The sequence below is a fragment of the Oxynema aestuarii AP17 genome, assembly GCF_012295525.1.
GTDB lineage: Bacteria > Cyanobacteriota > Cyanobacteriia > Cyanobacteriales > Laspinemataceae > Oxynema > Oxynema aestuarii.
The window spans coordinates 3,160,591-3,176,367 of sequence record NZ_CP051167.1 but is presented as its reverse complement, the minus strand read 5'-3'; the positions used below and the strand labels follow the sequence as shown (position 1 = coordinate 3,176,367).

Sequence of the window (15,777 nt, the reverse complement as noted above, 5' to 3'; positions counted from 1 at the left end):
CTCCCTTACGGTTCTCGCAATACGTAACCGACCCCTCTAACGGTTTGAATCAACCGTTTTTGACCGTCATCTTCCATTTTCAGACGCAAATAACGAATATAAACTTCGATCACGTTCGACTCGCCCATAAAATCGTAACCCCAAACATTTTCGAGAATTCGATCGCGCGTCAGGACTTCTCGGGGATGTTCCATCAAATATTTAAGCAGGTCGAATTCCTTCATCGTCAACTCGATCGTGCGCCCGTTGCGTAATGCAGTGCGCGAGGACAAATCCAGAACCAAATCCCCAAAGCGCAACTGTTCGCTTCCGGAGCGATCCGGTTGTAAGTAAAGGCGGATCAGTTCGAGAAACAGTTCGCTGCGATAGGGTTTGAGGAAATAATCGTCGGCGCCCGCTTCCAAACAGGCGACCCGATCTTCGACGCTATCGCGAGACATCAACATCACCACTGGCGTGCAGTTCCCCGAGCGCCGCAATTGGTTGCACGCCTCCAGACCGGAATCTCCCGAGAGCATCCGGTCGATGACCACGAGGGCAGGTTGCAGTTCCTTTGCCCGTTCCAGACCGCTTTTGGCATCGCCGACGACTACGGGTTGATAGCCCGCTTCTTGGAGATCCAAACGCATTTGCTCGGCTAACACGGTGTCAGCTTGCATCAGGAGAACGCAGGGACTGGCTTCGGGAGTAAGTGGATTCATGATGGGGTTGCGACGCCGGGAGTCACGAGGGGAGCGATCGCGTCACGACGAAATGGGAATGCCGCGTCATCGGAGACCCTCACGGCAATTCCACTGACGCGGGTTTGGCGATATGAGGAAGTCCCCAACCGAGTTTTTCTCGTAAAACTTGGAAAAATTCGTTGGGTTGCAAGCGAATAAAATTGGCCGTATAGGGCGATCGCTCCACGTAAACCCGTTCTTCGGGCAGCACGTAACAGCCTGCATTGCCATCCACCACCATCACCAACGGATCCGGATTGGCGGAAAAAATCGTGGCGGGTTCCGTATTGGCGAACACCAACGCCCGAGAGGCGAGGGAATGAGGGCAAATGGGGACCAGTTGCAAGACGGGAACTTCCGGGGTAATCACCGGACCGCCCGCAGAGAGGGCGTAAGCGGTCGAACCCGTCGGCGTCGAGATGATAATGCCGTCGGCGGCGATATCGATAGGCGCGTGGCGACCGATATCGATTTCAAAATGGCACATGCTCGTAAGCGGTTCCCGGTGCAAGACCATTTCGTTGAGGCAGAGGGCTTCCCAGGTACTCGCTTCATCTCGGAGAACCCGGACGGTGAGCATCGAGCGGGTTTCGATTTCGTATTCGCCCGCGATCACCTTGTCGATCGCCTCGGGGAGTTGGTTGACGTAGGTTTCGGTGAGGAACCCCATATGTCCGGTGTTGACCGTCAGCAGGGGGATGCCTGCGGTCGCGACTTGGCGAAAGGCGGACAGCACCGTACCGTCACCGCCTAAAACGAGGGCGAAACTCATGGTTTCGTCAAAGCCGCGAGGGGCCAGGCTTTCGATGGGCGTGTGACAGATCGGTTTTTCCGGACCGGAATAACCTAACAGTCCGCCCATCCCCGTCGCCATTTCCACGTCCCATCCTCGGGCGGTCAGTTTGTCTTTCCACTCGTGGGCGATCCGACAAGCGATTGGTTTAATGTCGTTGTAGATAATGCCTGTTTTCGGCACAAGCGAACAAGTCCAATTTAAAGTGATTTTTTCACGATCGCGGCGTTGACTGATTGGCGCCAGCGACCTAGTTGAGATACGCGCGCTTTGGCAATAAGCCAATGAAAAAGGTTTGGATTAAACCGGGTCGGACGGGCAAGCGCCGACCGGGTTTAATTGTACCAGAAAGGTCTGGCGTGCCGATCTGAGGCTGGCCTCAAAAGGGATTGCGGCGTTTCGGCTGTTTCTTGGCGCGATCGCTGTCGTAATCGAGTTCTTTGAGTTTTTTGAGGATGCGACTGAAATATTCTTGCAGGTAGCTTTCGAGGGAGGTGGTTTCGTCGGGGTCGAGACCGAAGACTTCGTAAACTCCTTCCATCGAGCTGGTTAGGGGTTTGCCCGTCGCCAGGACTTCGGCGAAGGCGAGGCGATCGGACACATTCCAGCCCCATTGGAAAAAGCGAGTCAGGCGGCGGACCGCCCGCAATAGTCCGAGGGGAATTCGGGTGATTTTTGCCCGTTGACCGGACAAGCGCTCGCAGAGTTTGATGATTTCTTCGGAGGACCAGGGGCGATCGCCGACGACGGGGAAGGTTTTGTCCTCCGTTTCCGGCACTTTTAGAGCCTGCACCGCAAATTTGGCGATATCTTGGGTGTTCATATAGGCGATCGGCGCGCTCTGTCCGGTAATCCAGACCGATTGATTTTCTAAAATCGGGATCGCGTACTGACCGATCAACCCTTGCATGAATCCCGCCAGTTTCAAAATCGTATAGTTGAGCCCCGATTCGGCGAGAAACAGTTCCGTACAGCGCTTGATTTCCATGAGCGGGACTTGGGGGTAGCGGTCCGCATCGAGGATCGAAAAGAAGATATAGCGATCGACGTTCGCCGCTTTCGCCGCTTGGATGAGGGCGACTTTACCTTCCCAGTCCACATCGCGAATGCTCAAGGAATCCGTCGCCCGGGCGGTCGCTGCGTCGATAATCGCCGTGACCCCTTCTAGCGCCGGGGGCAGGGTTTCCGGCTCGCACAAGTTTCCGCGTACTAATTCGGCGCCCCATTCTTTCAAAAAGGCCGCTCTCTTATAACTTCTGACTAAACAGCGCACCGAGTAGCCCTCATCTAGGGCGCGCCGCACGACTTGTCTGCCGAGCGTACCCGTAGCACCGACAACCAATAAACTCATTCAGGATTAATGACGAAATTTTAACTTTTATGAAATTTTATCAGAAATCGTTCCCTTTTCCCCTCGTTTTCCCCAGTTTTGCTGAGAATTTAAGCAAACTTTGTGTTTTATATAGTATATATAAATCTAATCCAGCGATCGCCCCTCCAACGACAACAGCGCTGCAACCTCTTGCGATCGCGAGGTGCAACGCTGTTATTTTGCGCCCCGATGCCAGCCATCCGGGAGCCAATGGGGAGCGGTCTACTCCTCGGCGCCTTGCACTTTGAGCAACAAGAACCCGAGAGCCAATCCCACGAGAATCAGGGAAAACGATAAAAACGCTGCATTAAAAATTTCACCAGCCATCGGCCAATCTCTCCTCTATGAATGACAAATCGAGGGTGCGATTCCATAGCCGACCGGACGAACCAGTCAGCAGTTACACCGTCGCAACCCGAATTGTAAACCAGTTTGGCGCGCCTCTTCTAGCACGCAATCGAGAAATGAGACGTCCTCGCAATGCTGAGTGCAACCGTTACCATTGAGAGAGATTCTCCTTTGTCTAGCCAATGGTGAATTTCTCTAACCGTTTTAGCGCCAAGTTTTCAGAGCAATTTTGACGTTTTCCCTCACCTGAAGGTAGGAGGATTCCTAGTTCGTCGATCCACCTGTCAGACAACAGCGCGATCGCAAGCATCAACCAATTGAGTGATGGGAATAACGGCTCAATTCAGTCCCCTTCGCGATCGCGCAAGTTCAGTGGGGTAAGCACGACGTATTATCTGGTTACCCCAAATTAATCGACGTTTCTATTATCTCCAGTAGGGATTTAGGAATCAAACCCCTACTAGATTTTTTATATTGTCTTTATAAACAATCTCTAAAAACTGCTCTTTAGAGATTTACGATTCTCTTTTCAGATATACCCCTTAGCCACGCAACTTTAGTATAGTAATTATCATGCAGATCGATAATATTATATACAAGCCTCAATCCCGAGACGCTAGATCCTTGTAGAAACAGCAAGTTTTCCCATCTTGTAAGGGTCGATCGGTTAAAACTATAGGTTTAAAGTTGCCGGATTGTGTATCGACTATTTCAAGAAAATTTATTGCACCTTTTCAAAAAAATGTTCTGAGGTTACAGAGATTAGAGTAACTTCAGAACATTTTTTGGTATTTAACTACTCTAACTAAGTTTTGTGCTAATCAATAAAACTTTTAATGGGAGCCGAAACAGCCGCGTTTACTTCTTTCCTCTATATTCAAGTCATGGGGAGTTACCTCACTCGCGAATTTTTAATGTATGCCATTAGGACAGTCGACTCGGGTTATTTCGATCGAACTCCTGGGTTAAACCTTAGATCGACTTCATTTGATGTAACCTGTGATACGGTTACGCTTTTAGGTGAATTTTATAAAACTTTACCCAAAAAAAATTGACATCGGGACACAAAAAAGCGTACTTTAGCTGTCATACCCCCCTACAACCTATTACTTTTAAAGAGTGAAGCCAGCGATCGCGCTTTCAGGGCGATCGTGGATCCCCTAAAACCGAAAGTGGATCCCAGTAAGGCTGTTTGACTGCGAACTCTTTGTTGAGTATTTCTACAAAAACTAGATCGACTGCAAAACGGATACCCTACCATCCAATTTGGGTTAAGTGTAAAACCTTAACCACTGGCTTTTTATGGCCAATTAGATCGATAACGTTCTCAGTAGCGTTGTGGTGATTACGGATCTAAAACTTGTGTTTTGAAGGGTAATACACCGTGAAAACTCGAAAATTAGTCCCTCAAAATGGAGCTCCAGTTAAACGCGATGCCCTAGCAACAGTCGCTCGCGATCGCTACGCCAGTGCAGTCCATCCCCAAACTCAATGGCAATGGTGGATCTGGGGCAGTGAAGGAAGAAAATACGATCCAGTTGCTGCGGATGATGCGGAGTAATCAGCATTATTCGATCGTTAGTCTTCGTTCGTCTTTCTACTGAAAACAATAGAGGGGTTTGTAGATAGTCAAACCTAGTAAATAGGAGGCTACAAGCCTAACATTGACTTAACTGGATAGCTATTGAGCTATCGAGAGGGTTCCGTTCGCGAAAAGCTATGCTTTCAGCTTTGCGAGCGAAGCCTACATCTGGAAGAAAACACTCAAATCGATCGAAAAATCACCATGAAAAACAAAAAACTCACTCCCGCCAACGTCCCTCCGGTGAAACGCGAAACCTGCGTCACGACTTCTCGCGATGGGAATAGGGGGAGTGCGATCGCACCGCTTATGTTTATCGTCGGATCTCCTTTTTCATTGGGCAACAACGATGTCGGCTCGCCTTTTCCTTTTGCGGGTAATGACGCAGAATAGTCCTTAAATTTTACTGGCGACCTTCTAAAAGGGTCGTCGGCGAAGAGAAAGCGAGAGTTTCTCTCAAAAACGAGAGACTCATCGCATTTCCGATCGTTATTAAATACGTTCCCTCATCCTCTCTGATTCTTGCTTATGCAGGAATCTACAAGCCAGTCCGAAACTCACGGACTTGGAAAGTCTTATGTTTTTCCGAATCAACCCAAGGAAGAAATAGCCATGAAAACCAAAAAACTCACTCCCGCTAATGCAACTCCCCTGAAGCGTAAAACCACTGCGATCGCTTCTCGTGATAGCACTGCGATCGCCCCATCACATCTGCCCTGTCTGGTGGGGCGATGTCCCCTCCCGTTTGCTGGTAACGATGCCGAGTAATTTCTAGTAGAGGTTCACCATTCACTTGAACTAAAACCCTTGTGATTGGTGAGTTAATCCGCAATCTACTAAGAAAAAAAAGAGTGGAAAAATAGAGATTTTTTCAATTAGCAAGTGACCGTTGTGTTTCCATAACTGTCTTGGCGAATTGCAAGCTTAAATAGCAATTTGCCCGCTTTTTATTGCAATTTTTCTGATTATTTTAGTGACAAAAAAATACTGAAAAACTATTGACATTAAAAAAAATAAAAGATACGTTATCTATCAACAACCCAGGAAGTTACATCCTGGTAAAATCACTCAAATTAATGAGGAAAGCAACGATGAAAACTCAAAAACTTACTCCCGCGAATGTAGCTCCGGTGAAGCGTAAAAATGCTGCTGCCGATCCTAATAATGGAAATGGTATCGCGGCGTCCATCCTGAATATTCCGATTGGTCCAATCACCATCCCGTTTGCGGGTGATGATGCCGAATAGTCACTGTAATTCTATTCCTCACCTTCAAAAAGGCACCAAACTTTTTAGCTATGGCAAGGTAAGGATTCAACCTAGAATTACGGAAAGTCATTCGATGCTGTATCGGTTACTTGACTTTCTTCAACTTGAACTAAGAGGAAAAACATGAAAACCAAAAAGCTGACTCCAGCCAATCTCGCTCCTGTGAAGCGTGGCAATGCTGCTACTACTTCTCAAACTGGAACGGCGATCGCCCCCTCCATTTTGCAAGATATCATTCCTGGATATCCTTTTCCAATTCCTTTTGCGGGTGATGATGCCGAGTAATATTCTCACGGCTATCACACATCTAAAAAAAGGCAAAAACTCTTGTTTTGCTAACCAGGTAATAGGGTTCGCCTCAGTGAAGTGACCCACAAGGATTGTTACCTTGGTGTTTCCCGATACCTAGTATGCAGAATAAGCGAGGGAGAGGAATGGCTATTTTAGTCCATTTCTGTCCCTTCAAACCCTCAAGAGAACACTAGTTCTTTTGATAAACCTAAGCTGTACTTTAATTTAAAGAGAAACTGAGGAAAAGCATGAAAACCAAAAAATTGAATCCGCAGGTTGTCGCTCCAGTACAACGTAAAGATTTGGGAACTTTTGCTGGTGATGATAATGCAGTTGACGCCCAAGGTCTGTTCTCAGCTATACTCCCAGTCGTCTTAACAGACGTGGTGCCAAAACTCAATGCCATGGGAGATCGGGTTAGAAACACCATAAGCGGTTGGTTTTAAAATACCTTTGCTCAACAACCCAATGTCATAAAGATCGCCCCCCAACTCAACATACTACGCGAACGAATTCTTCAACCCCGGTCAAAAATTTTTGGCCAAGTAGGGCGAAAACTTTACCTCAATGAACAAAAGAACAAACTGAAAACCTGTGTCAATTTAGAAGTTGACGAAAACTAGCACGACAAAGCGGCAGCAATTCAACTGTTAATTACTGGGTTTTTCTGAGGGGATGAATTAGTTGTAGCCCCGCTAAAATTTGGCTAACTCGCTGAAGCTTGTACGGGGCTTACAATTCGAGATTTTACTTAAATTTTTAGCATTTTTAGCTAAATATTATTAACGCATAATCCTGATGAATCGATCGGCTTTGATAGATTTACTAACAGCTATCTTTTCGGGAAAATACAATCAAATGACATGCAAATTGTCAATCCTAATCTATTAAAAATCGAATGGTCGATCTAAGAAAAATTCACGGCTTTTCACAACTCTACAACCTTACTCAAGGCACGTCAGATATTACCGTTGCCGTCCTCGATGGCGTCGTAGATACCGATCTCCCCTGCTTCCAAGGCGCAAACCTCGCGCGCCTCCCTACCCTCGTTCGCGAACGAGCCAGCGCCACCGGGCAAATGTCTACCCACGGCACTCACATTGCCAGCCTGATTTTCGGACAACCCGAGAGTGAAGTCCCCGGCATCGCCCCTCAATGTCGCGGGCTGCTCGCTCCGGTTTTTGCCGACAATAACCGTAAACTTTCTCAACTCGATCTCGCACGAGCGATCGAACAAGCCGCCGACAAGGGCGCGCAAGTCATTAATATCAGTGGCGGTTCCCTTACCGACATCGGCGAAGCCGAGGACTGGCTCGACCGAGCGGTGAAAATGTGCCGGGATAGAAATATTCTCCTCGTCGCCGCCGCCGGAAACGACGGGTGCGACTGCCTCCACGTCCCCGCCGCCCTACCTGCCGTCCTGGCGGTGGGAGCCACCGATGCCAGAGGGCATCCCCTCGATTTCAGCAACTGGGGAGAAACTTACCAAACCCAAGGCATCCTCGCTCCTGGTGAGAATATCCTGGGAGCCAAACCGGGGGGCGGCACTCTCCGGTTGAGCGGTACGAGCTTCGCGGCGCCCGTCGTGACGGGGGTAGCAGCTCTATTGTTGAGCTTGCAAGCCCAGCGAGGGGAAGACCCCAACCCCCAAGCGGTGCGAGAGGCCATCCTGGCGAGCGCCCTCCCCTGCAAGTTTGCCGGAACTAAAAATGGCCGCAAATGTTTGGCCGGAGTTTTGAATATTCCCGGTGCCATTCAACAGTTAATAGGAGAAACTATGTCGGATTTTGTCGAAGAGCAAGCGATCGCACAAACGGTAGACGCTTCAGGTGGATGTAGCTGTGGTGGCACCCCCGAACCTACCGAAACCACGGTTGAAGCGAACAAAAACAACCGAGAAATTGAAGAACACAAGCAAGTTGTTGCGGCGGCGGTTCCCTCCTCCGAGCCGACAGCAACCTCTACAGTGGTTGCCGCCGCAGTCGTAGCAGACCCCTCCGCCAACTCCACCCCTGTCAACCCCGTTACTTCTCAAGGAGCATCTATGCCTGAAACCACGACCACCCCGGTAACCCCCAGTCAAACTGCCGAATCCAGTGACGGCATCGTCTACGCGATTGGGACTCTCGGCTATGACTTCGGTACGGAAGCTCGGCGCGACTCGTTCAAACAACTGATGCCTGCTGTAGACATTGGCGGCACCCCCGTTCCCGCGAATCCCTACGATGCCCGCCAAATCGTCGATTACCTGGGTGAAAACCTTTCGGAGGCTAAATCGTTAATTTGGACGCTTAACCTGGAACTGACGCCGATTTATGCGATCGAACCGATTGGGTCGTTCGCCCGAGATGTTTATGCAGTGTTACAAGAGCTGCTCTCCGGACAAGTCCAACCGGAAAATGCGGACGACTATATCGAGCGTGTCAGTATTCCGGGACGGATTACGGGACGGACCGTGCGCTTGTTCTCCGGGCAGACTGTTCCGGTGATCGAACCCCAAAGCCCTCGGGGAATGTACGGCTGGCGGGTTAACAACCTGGTCGATGCAGCCATCAGCGCCGTCGGCGCCGAACAAGCGGGAGCCGATGAAGAGCAAATGCGCCGCACCCTCAGCAGCTTCCTCAATCGGATTTACTACGATTTACGTAACCTGGGGCAAACTTCGCAAGACCGCGCTCTCAACTTTGCGGCGACGAATGCGTTCCAAGCGGCTCAAACTTTCTCGCAGGCAATTGGTGCGGGGATGGAACTCGACAGCATCAATGTTGCGAAAAGCCCCTTCTGTCGTGTGGACAGCGACTGTTGGGACGTGCAGCTCAAATTCTTCGATCCGGAAAACAGCCGCCGTGCGAAGAAAGTTTTCCGCTTCACTATCGATGTCAGCGATTTAATTCCAGTTACTTTGGGCGAAGTTCGTTCCTGGTCGTCTCCATATTAAATTGTTCGTCTTCTTGCCCGTGCTTCGTACCGAGTCTGTATGAAAGGATACTGGGGTAATGGTTAAATACCTCGTGTAAGTTCATATAGGCTTGGTATGGGTTGTTAAAGAACGAGCAAATTACTTAAATTACTCACGATAGATTGCTATGAGATTACCCAAACAATGCCGCCCCATCAAACGCCCTCATTTTGTCCAGCCTGCGGAGTGCGTCGATTTGGTTAACGGTCGTCCCGACGATTTATTAGGAATCCGGATGGATTTATTGCATGGAGCGAACTACAACGATCCGGCTAGATTTAACTATCCCGGTTATGCGTATCTCAAAACATCTTCAATTTTTATGATGCGCTAGATCTTAGGGCAAATCGCGATCGGGCAGCACTGCACAAAGATTGGCTGATTGTCGGTCTCTGTCGGTCTGCCGTATTCGTTGAAAGGGTGATAGGTGCCGGATCGAGCGATCGCAAATATTTAGGATTTCAAAGATCTGTATCAAGGTGTCTTTGTTAATTGTTCAGGAAGCTTTACCATGTCCAATCCTCAAGCTGTCTTAAGTTTAAATAATGGAAGTCAATTAACAGATTATGTCATTCTCAATCCATTTACAGCATTTCCAAAGAGCGCCGTGACTGTCGAGTTGTGGCTGAAGACTGAGGCAACGAACGATATAACACCTGTTTCTTATGAGGCACCAGGAGCGGGTAACGCATTTGTTATGTTTCGATGGGCTAAAAATCAACAAGTCATTATTCATAATGCAAGAGCCTACAGTGATATTGCATCATTTAATGACGGTCAGTGGCATCATTGCGCGGTGACTTGGAACAGTGAAACGGGACAAGTAAAAATTTATAAGGACGGACACCAAGAATTTGCTACGAGTGACGACAAAAGCATACACAAAGGGAAAACGATTAGTCCCGATGGATCGTTGGTATTGGGTCAAGAGCAGGATGCGGTTGGGGGAGGCTTTGACCCTAACCAAGCATTTAAGGGGTATCTTTCCGATTTTCGGATTTGGAATCGAGTTCGTACAGCTCAAGAAATTGAAGCGAATATGAACTTTAGGCTTGCAGGAAATGAGCCGGAGTTAGTTGCTTACTGGCCCCTTAACGAAGGTGAAGGAAATATTGCTAATGACAAGACGGGTCATGGTTATCATGGCACGCTTGTAGGTGGAGGAGCAACCTGGGAGCAATCGGAAATTCCTATCCGCCAACGCGAAATTAGCACTCAGCAAGCCAATCAGCAATCTCTAGGAACGGGTTTGCAAGATTATGCCTATTGGTATCGCTGGAAGCGGTCTTTACCTCAATCTGCCAAACAAAAATCGTTCCGTCGCGGTCGTATTTGGTCTTAATTATCGCGCTTTTAGCCAATCTATCTCTATCTCAATTGTGTCTATTAAATTGAGTTAGTTTTCAGTTAAATAGAAAGAGTTATGACTAATACAAATCAGCTTCAATCGGTGTTATTTTTTGACGGTCAAGGCACTTTTATTGACTGTGGAAGCAACATCGATTTGCGAGAAACTAGTTTTACAATTGAGTTTTGGGCGAAACGCAACACCGTCAATCAAACCGATCTGGTTGTGGAACAAGGGTCAATTACAGGAGGACACGAATTACATGTTGGATTTCGGAATAACAATATGTTTACTTTGGCGTTTTTTGGGGACGATCTGAATACAACAGACAGATACACCGATGGGAATTGGCATCATTGGAGTTGTTTGTACGATCGCGATCGCCAACACCAAGGAATTGTCTATGACGGAAACTTGATAGCAACCCGGGATAGTGGAATTTATCAAGGGAGTGGTAATTTCTATATCGGTTCGAGACAAGGAACTCAGGATTTTTTTGATGGAGTCATTACTGAGTTGCGCCTGTGGAACGATATCCGTACTGCTTCCGAAATTCAAAGTAATATGAACGAGCGATTGACGGGTAAAGAAAAGGGATTAATTGCTTATTGGCCTCTGGATGAAGGAGAAGGTAATCTTGCCAAAGATCGAGCCAAAAACGGCCATAATGGGACGATCGCCAGTCCAACTTGGAAACAGATGGAGGTTCCCATTCAGCCAGCTAGTCATAAGGAATCTTTAGGAACGGGCTTACAAGATTATGCTTATTGGTATCGCTGGAAGCAGTCTTTACCTCAATCGAGTGACAGTGAATCGTTCCGTCGCGGTCGTATTTGGTCTTAAAGATTAGCGATCGTTTTGTTACAATAATTCGCCTCAGTAAATATAGCAGTCCTAAATGATTCATGGAAGCTTTTTTTGTTATAATATACACGGAAGATTCTCAATATCAGACAGACCTCATGAATATCATAGACGAGCTAGATAATTTCATTGAAAATACCACAAATACCAAAGAAATGAAGAGAGCATTGGCAGCCAAAATGAAATTATCTGGTCAACCCTCTAAGAAAATTGAAGAAATATTAAATGTTTCTTCGAGCTTCGTTAGTCAATGGAAAAATAAAGCAATTTTTGAGGGTGTTGAGAGTTTGAATCTTCAATACAAAGGAAGTAAAGGCTATCTAAAACCGGAAGAAAAAACACAAATCACTTCATGGATAAGACAACAAGAGTATTTGAGATTGTCTGACTTAAAACGATATTTGCAGCAAGAATACAACGTGATTTATTCTTCAAATCAAAGTTATTATGACTTGCTGAAAGCGGCTGGCATGAGCTGGAAAAAGTCGCAAAAAAAGAATCCAGCCAAAGATGAAAAGCTAGTCAAAAAAAAAGAAGAAGAAATTCAAAAGAAGCTTAAGGACTGGGAAGAGGATATCAAAGCTGGAAAGCTTGCTGTGTTTATGATTGATGAATGTCATCTTCTTTGGGGAGACGTCTTGGGTTTTGTTTGGGGAAGAAAAGATATAAGAGTCGAAATTCCCATTAAAAACCAAAAAAGTCGCCAAAGTTATTATGGCGCTTTAGATTACCAAACTCATGAATTTATTCTTCAAGAATACCCGAAAGCCGATACCGACAATACCATTCAGTTTATACAATACTTACGAGAACAAAGACCGGGACAAAAATTAGCCATTTTTTGGGATGGTGCCAGGTATCACGACTCTCAACAATTTCGAGATTTTTTAAAAGAGCTAAATGAAGGCTTAGAAGAAGATGAATGGTTGATTACTTGTACGAAGTTTGCTCCGAATGCTCCCGAGCAAAATCCAGTTGAAGATATTTGGCTGCAAACTAAAAATTTCTTGAGAACATTTTATTTTTTATGTGATTCATTTAAAAGAGTTAAAGAGCTATTCAAGATATTTGCTGATGGCCAAGTTTTTGATTTCCCTAAGCTATATTCTTATGGATTTTTGCCACAAATGACTTAGGATTGCTATATTTACTCAATGAAAGGGTATAGGTCTAATCTTATGAGCCAAGAAACTCAAAATCACCACCAATCCGTTCTGTCGTTTGATGGGGTAGATGATTTTATTTTATTTTCCCAAGTTTTCGATCGCGTGACAGACAAAATTTCCCTTGAATTTTGGGCAAATGGAGCCAATCGTTTAGCGGATCAAACCGGGTTGCTCAGGGCGGCTAGCTCGGAATGCAATCGCATATTTAGTATTCACTTACCTTGGACTAATCATATTTATTGGGATGCGGGAAATCAAACCGGATTCGATCGCATTCATAAAGGGACTCAAGAACGAGAATATAAAGATACCTGGAATCACTGGGCATTTGTCAAAGACAGTACAACTGGAGAAATGTTCATTTACCGGAATGGAGAACTTTGGCAAAGCGGAACGGGACATCAGCGCTCTTTAATTCGAGTTGAAACATTTACTATTGGCTGTTTTTGGGATTCTTATAAACATTGGGCGGGTTTGCTGAGTGAATTTAGAATTTGGAATATCGCTTTAACCCCAGAGCGTATTCAACAAAATATGAATACCCGATTGACAGGTAAAGAAGCTGGATTAGCTGCTTATTGGCCTCTCAATGAGGGTGGAGGAACAGTAGCCAAAGATAAGACTGGAAACGGTTATGATGGCACCATCAATGGTGCGGTTTGGCAAACAACAGAATTGCCTGTAAAACCTCAAGCGCGCCAGTCTTTAGAGACGAGCCTGGGAACGGGTTTGCAAGATTATGCCTATTGGTATCGGTGGAAGCAATCTTTACCCCAATCGAGTGACAGTCAATCCTTCCGTCGCGGTCGTATTTGGTCGTAAAAGTGCTTCAACTTTAAACTTCAATTGATTGGCGAAAACCTGTATTTTTTTCATTTTGTTGTCAATTTTTCGCCCTATTCTAAGATTTAAAAATGCCTGACCTCAATGATATCCTCGGATTGGCGGCGCTGCGATCGCACACCAAAGGCGACCCCCGCATTAAAATTGCCGTTCTCGACGGCCCGGTAGATTTAGAGCGCGCTTGTTTTCAAGGGGCGAATCTGACTCGCTTCGAGCCGTATTGGGCTGAAAAAGTCGAAATTGACCCGCAGCATCTTCAAGCTTTTCTCGACATCGAAAGTAGCGGCAAAAGTGATGAAGAGAAAGCGAAGCTGATGCAAGAAGCGATCGCCGACGAAAGCATCCTCACTGCTCTACATTTCCACTTCCACGCCAATCATATTATCAGCACGATTTGCGGACAACCCAATTCCCCGGTAGAAGGGATTGCGCCGAGTGCTACGGTCATTAATATTCCGATCGCTTACAGTAACGAGGAGTTTATCAATCCCCTCAATCTATCTCGTGCGATTAGCACTGCGATCGAGCAAGGGGCAAATATTATCCACTGCGCCGCCTGTCACCCCACCCAAACTGGGCTCGCCCACGAATTTATCGATAAAGCTATCCGTCAGGCACAAGACAATAATATCCTGGTGATTGCCCCTGGCGGGAACGATAAAGGCGAATGTTGGTGCATTCCGGCAGTGTTGGAAAACGTCCTCACCGTCGGGGCGATGAAAGATAATGGGGAACCCTTTAAATTTAGTAATTTCGGCGGCAAATATGCCAGCCAAGGGATTCTCGCACCGGGAGAGAATATTTTAGGCGCGCAACCGGGAACTAACGAAGCGATTCGCAAAAAAGGGACGAGTTGCGCGGCCCCCGTCGTCACGGGAACGGCAGCATTGTTGATGAGTTTGCAACTGCAACGGGGTGCGGCCCCCGATGCGGAAGCGGTGCGAGCTGCGTTAACCAATAGTGCTATTGCTTGCGATCCGAGTGAGGTCGAAGAAGCGGAACGCTGTTTATTGGGAAAAATAAACATTCCGGGGGCTTACCAATTGCTGATGGGGGAAGCACTCCAGCTTGTGGAATCGGACAATATTGCTGAGAAGACGGTGACCGATTCCGCCACGACACCCATGGAAGCCGATCCGGCAATGGCGTCGCCGGAAACCGGGACGGAAGCTGGGGAAGGGGTGACAACGGTCAGCTCCTCGGAGATTGCAGAACCCGTTATTTCCAGCAAGGTGGTAGCGAGTGAGAAACGGGAACGAGGAAAAGTGAGTTCAGCCGCGATCGCCGCTTCCAAAGCTGTCGAGACTCCTGCAACGATTCACAATAATATTGTTCCCAGTAACGTCACTCCCAGCCAGCGATCGCCCCTGGTCTACGCCCTGGGAACGTTAGGGTACGATTTCGGAACCGAAGCGCGCCGCGATAGCTTCAAACAATTGATGCCTCCCGTCACGGTTGGCGAGACGGAAGTTCCCGCCAATCCCTACGATGCCCGCCAGATGGTGGATTATCTAGAAAATAATCTATCGGAAGCCAAATCCCTCATTTGGACCTTAAATATAGAAATGACTCCGATCTATGCGATCGAACCCGTGGGCGCGTTTGGGGCTGAGATTCACGAAGTTATACAATATATGCTGGCGGGTCAACTCTTACCCGAAGATAACGAAGATTATATCGAACGGATTAGTCTTCCCGGTTTGATGACCGATGAAACCGTGCGCCTGTTTTCCGGTCAGGTGGTGCCCGTTCTCAAAATTAACAGCCCGAGAGGGATGTACGGTTGGAAAGTGAATACCCTGGTGGAATCTGCCCTGCAGGTGGTCGCTGGGGAAAGAGAAACCACGGACGAGGCGATCGTGCGTCGTTGTTTGGCGAGTTTCCTCAATCGAGTCTATTACGACTTACGAAATGTCGGACAAATTGCCCGCGATCGCGCCTTAAATTTTGCCGCGACTAATGCTTTCCAAGCGGTACAAACCTTTTCTGAAGCGGTGGCGATCGGGATGGAACTCCACAGTATTGACGTGGAAAAAAGCCCGTTTTGCCGCTACGGTAGCGAATGCTGGGATGTCAAATTAAAGTTCTTCGACCCGGACAATAGCCTCCGCGCCAAACGGGTGTTTCGCTTTACGATCGACGTGAGCGATCGCACTCCCGTCACCCTCGGTGAAGTGCGTTCCTGGGCGGTCTCGGAATAATCATTGCAACCCCGTTTGAT

General features: G+C 47.4%; 17 protein-coding genes. 13 read left to right on the top strand and 4 right to left on the bottom strand.

The genetic code is table 11. The features are described 5' to 3' along the window. Positions 1-5: 5 nt before the first annotated feature. The 4 genes from nblR to petM form a co-directional block, all read right to left on the bottom strand. Positions 6-701, bottom strand: coding sequence for a response regulator transcription factor NblR (gene nblR, locus HCG48_RS12945; protein WP_168569534.1), 696 nt, complete (start codon positions 699-701; stop codon positions 6-8). Between the two features lie 79 nt (positions 702-780). Continuing rightward, the gene (locus tag HCG48_RS12940) at positions 781-1,698 is read right to left on the bottom strand and encodes an NAD(+) kinase (protein WP_168569533.1); all 918 of its coding nucleotides are present in this window, start codon (positions 1,696-1,698) and stop codon (positions 781-783) included. Between the two features lie 196 nt (positions 1,699-1,894). Continuing rightward, positions 1,895-2,866 carry an SDR family oxidoreductase gene (locus tag HCG48_RS12935; RefSeq protein WP_168569532.1) on the bottom strand — a complete coding sequence of 324 codons (972 nt, stop codon included), beginning with the start codon at positions 2,864-2,866 and terminating at the stop codon, positions 1,895-1,897. A gap of 243 nt (positions 2,867-3,109) precedes the next feature. Then, entirely contained in the window at positions 3,110-3,214 is a 105-nt protein-coding gene (petM, locus tag HCG48_RS12930) for a cytochrome b6-f complex subunit PetM (RefSeq protein ID WP_168569531.1), read from the bottom strand. 1,405 nt (positions 3,215-4,619) lie between these two features. Between petM and HCG48_RS12925 the strand changes: the two genes are divergently transcribed. The 13 genes from HCG48_RS12925 to HCG48_RS12865 all read left to right on the top strand — a co-directional run bounded on the left by HCG48_RS12925 (position 4,620) and on the right by HCG48_RS12865 (position 15,757). After that, on the top strand, positions 4,620-4,796 hold the full coding sequence (locus tag HCG48_RS12925; protein ID WP_168569530.1) for an anacyclamide/piricyclamide family prenylated cyclic peptide: 177 nt from the start codon (positions 4,620-4,622) through the stop codon (positions 4,794-4,796). A gap of 225 nt (positions 4,797-5,021) precedes the next feature. Then, on the top strand, positions 5,022-5,210 hold the full coding sequence (locus tag HCG48_RS12920) for an anacyclamide/piricyclamide family prenylated cyclic peptide (RefSeq protein ID WP_168569529.1): 189 nt from the start codon (positions 5,022-5,024) through the stop codon (positions 5,208-5,210). A gap of 135 nt (positions 5,211-5,345) precedes the next feature. Then, entirely contained in the window at positions 5,346-5,585 is a 240-nt protein-coding gene (locus HCG48_RS26850) for an anacyclamide/piricyclamide family prenylated cyclic peptide (RefSeq protein ID WP_375339333.1), read from the top strand. A 323-nt stretch (positions 5,586-5,908) separates the two neighbouring features. Then, positions 5,909-6,064: an anacyclamide/piricyclamide family prenylated cyclic peptide gene (locus HCG48_RS12910; protein ID WP_168569527.1), complete on the top strand. Its 156-nt coding sequence runs from the start codon at positions 5,909-5,911 to the stop codon at positions 6,062-6,064. Between the two features lie 144 nt (positions 6,065-6,208). Beyond that, positions 6,209-6,370 (top strand): anacyclamide/piricyclamide family prenylated cyclic peptide, encoded by a 162-nt coding sequence (locus HCG48_RS12905; protein WP_168569526.1) that lies wholly within the window; start codon positions 6,209-6,211, stop codon positions 6,368-6,370. A gap of 254 nt (positions 6,371-6,624) precedes the next feature. Further along, positions 6,625-6,822: a hypothetical protein gene (locus HCG48_RS25465; RefSeq protein ID WP_210437229.1), complete on the top strand. Its 198-nt coding sequence runs from the start codon at positions 6,625-6,627 to the stop codon at positions 6,820-6,822. 452 nt (positions 6,823-7,274) lie between these two features. Continuing rightward, complete coding sequence (locus HCG48_RS12895; RefSeq protein WP_168569525.1) at positions 7,275-9,314, top strand: S8 family peptidase; 2,040 nt, start codon at positions 7,275-7,277, stop codon at positions 9,312-9,314. 148 nt (positions 9,315-9,462) lie between these two features. Continuing rightward, a complete protein-coding gene (locus tag HCG48_RS12890; protein WP_168569524.1) occupies positions 9,463-9,669 on the top strand; it encodes a cyanobactin biosynthesis system PatB/AcyB/McaB family protein in 207 nt (68 codons plus the stop codon). A gap of 177 nt (positions 9,670-9,846) precedes the next feature. Next, positions 9,847-10,677, top strand: a complete 831-nt coding sequence (locus HCG48_RS12885) for a LamG-like jellyroll fold domain-containing protein (RefSeq protein WP_168571871.1) — start codon at positions 9,847-9,849, stop codon at positions 10,675-10,677. An 81-nt stretch (positions 10,678-10,758) separates the two neighbouring features. Next, positions 10,759-11,526, top strand: a complete 768-nt coding sequence (locus tag HCG48_RS12880; RefSeq protein ID WP_168571870.1) for a LamG-like jellyroll fold domain-containing protein — start codon at positions 10,759-10,761, stop codon at positions 11,524-11,526. 119 nt (positions 11,527-11,645) lie between these two features. Beyond that, positions 11,646-12,683, top strand: a complete 1,038-nt coding sequence (locus HCG48_RS12875; RefSeq protein WP_168571816.1) for an IS630 family transposase — start codon at positions 11,646-11,648, stop codon at positions 12,681-12,683. Between the two features lie 42 nt (positions 12,684-12,725). Then, complete coding sequence (locus HCG48_RS12870) at positions 12,726-13,535, top strand: LamG-like jellyroll fold domain-containing protein (protein ID WP_168569523.1); 810 nt, start codon at positions 12,726-12,728, stop codon at positions 13,533-13,535. A gap of 92 nt (positions 13,536-13,627) precedes the next feature. Next, complete coding sequence (locus HCG48_RS12865) at positions 13,628-15,757, top strand: S8 family peptidase (protein WP_168569522.1); 2,130 nt, start codon at positions 13,628-13,630, stop codon at positions 15,755-15,757. The last annotated feature ends 20 nt before the right edge of the window (positions 15,758-15,777 follow it).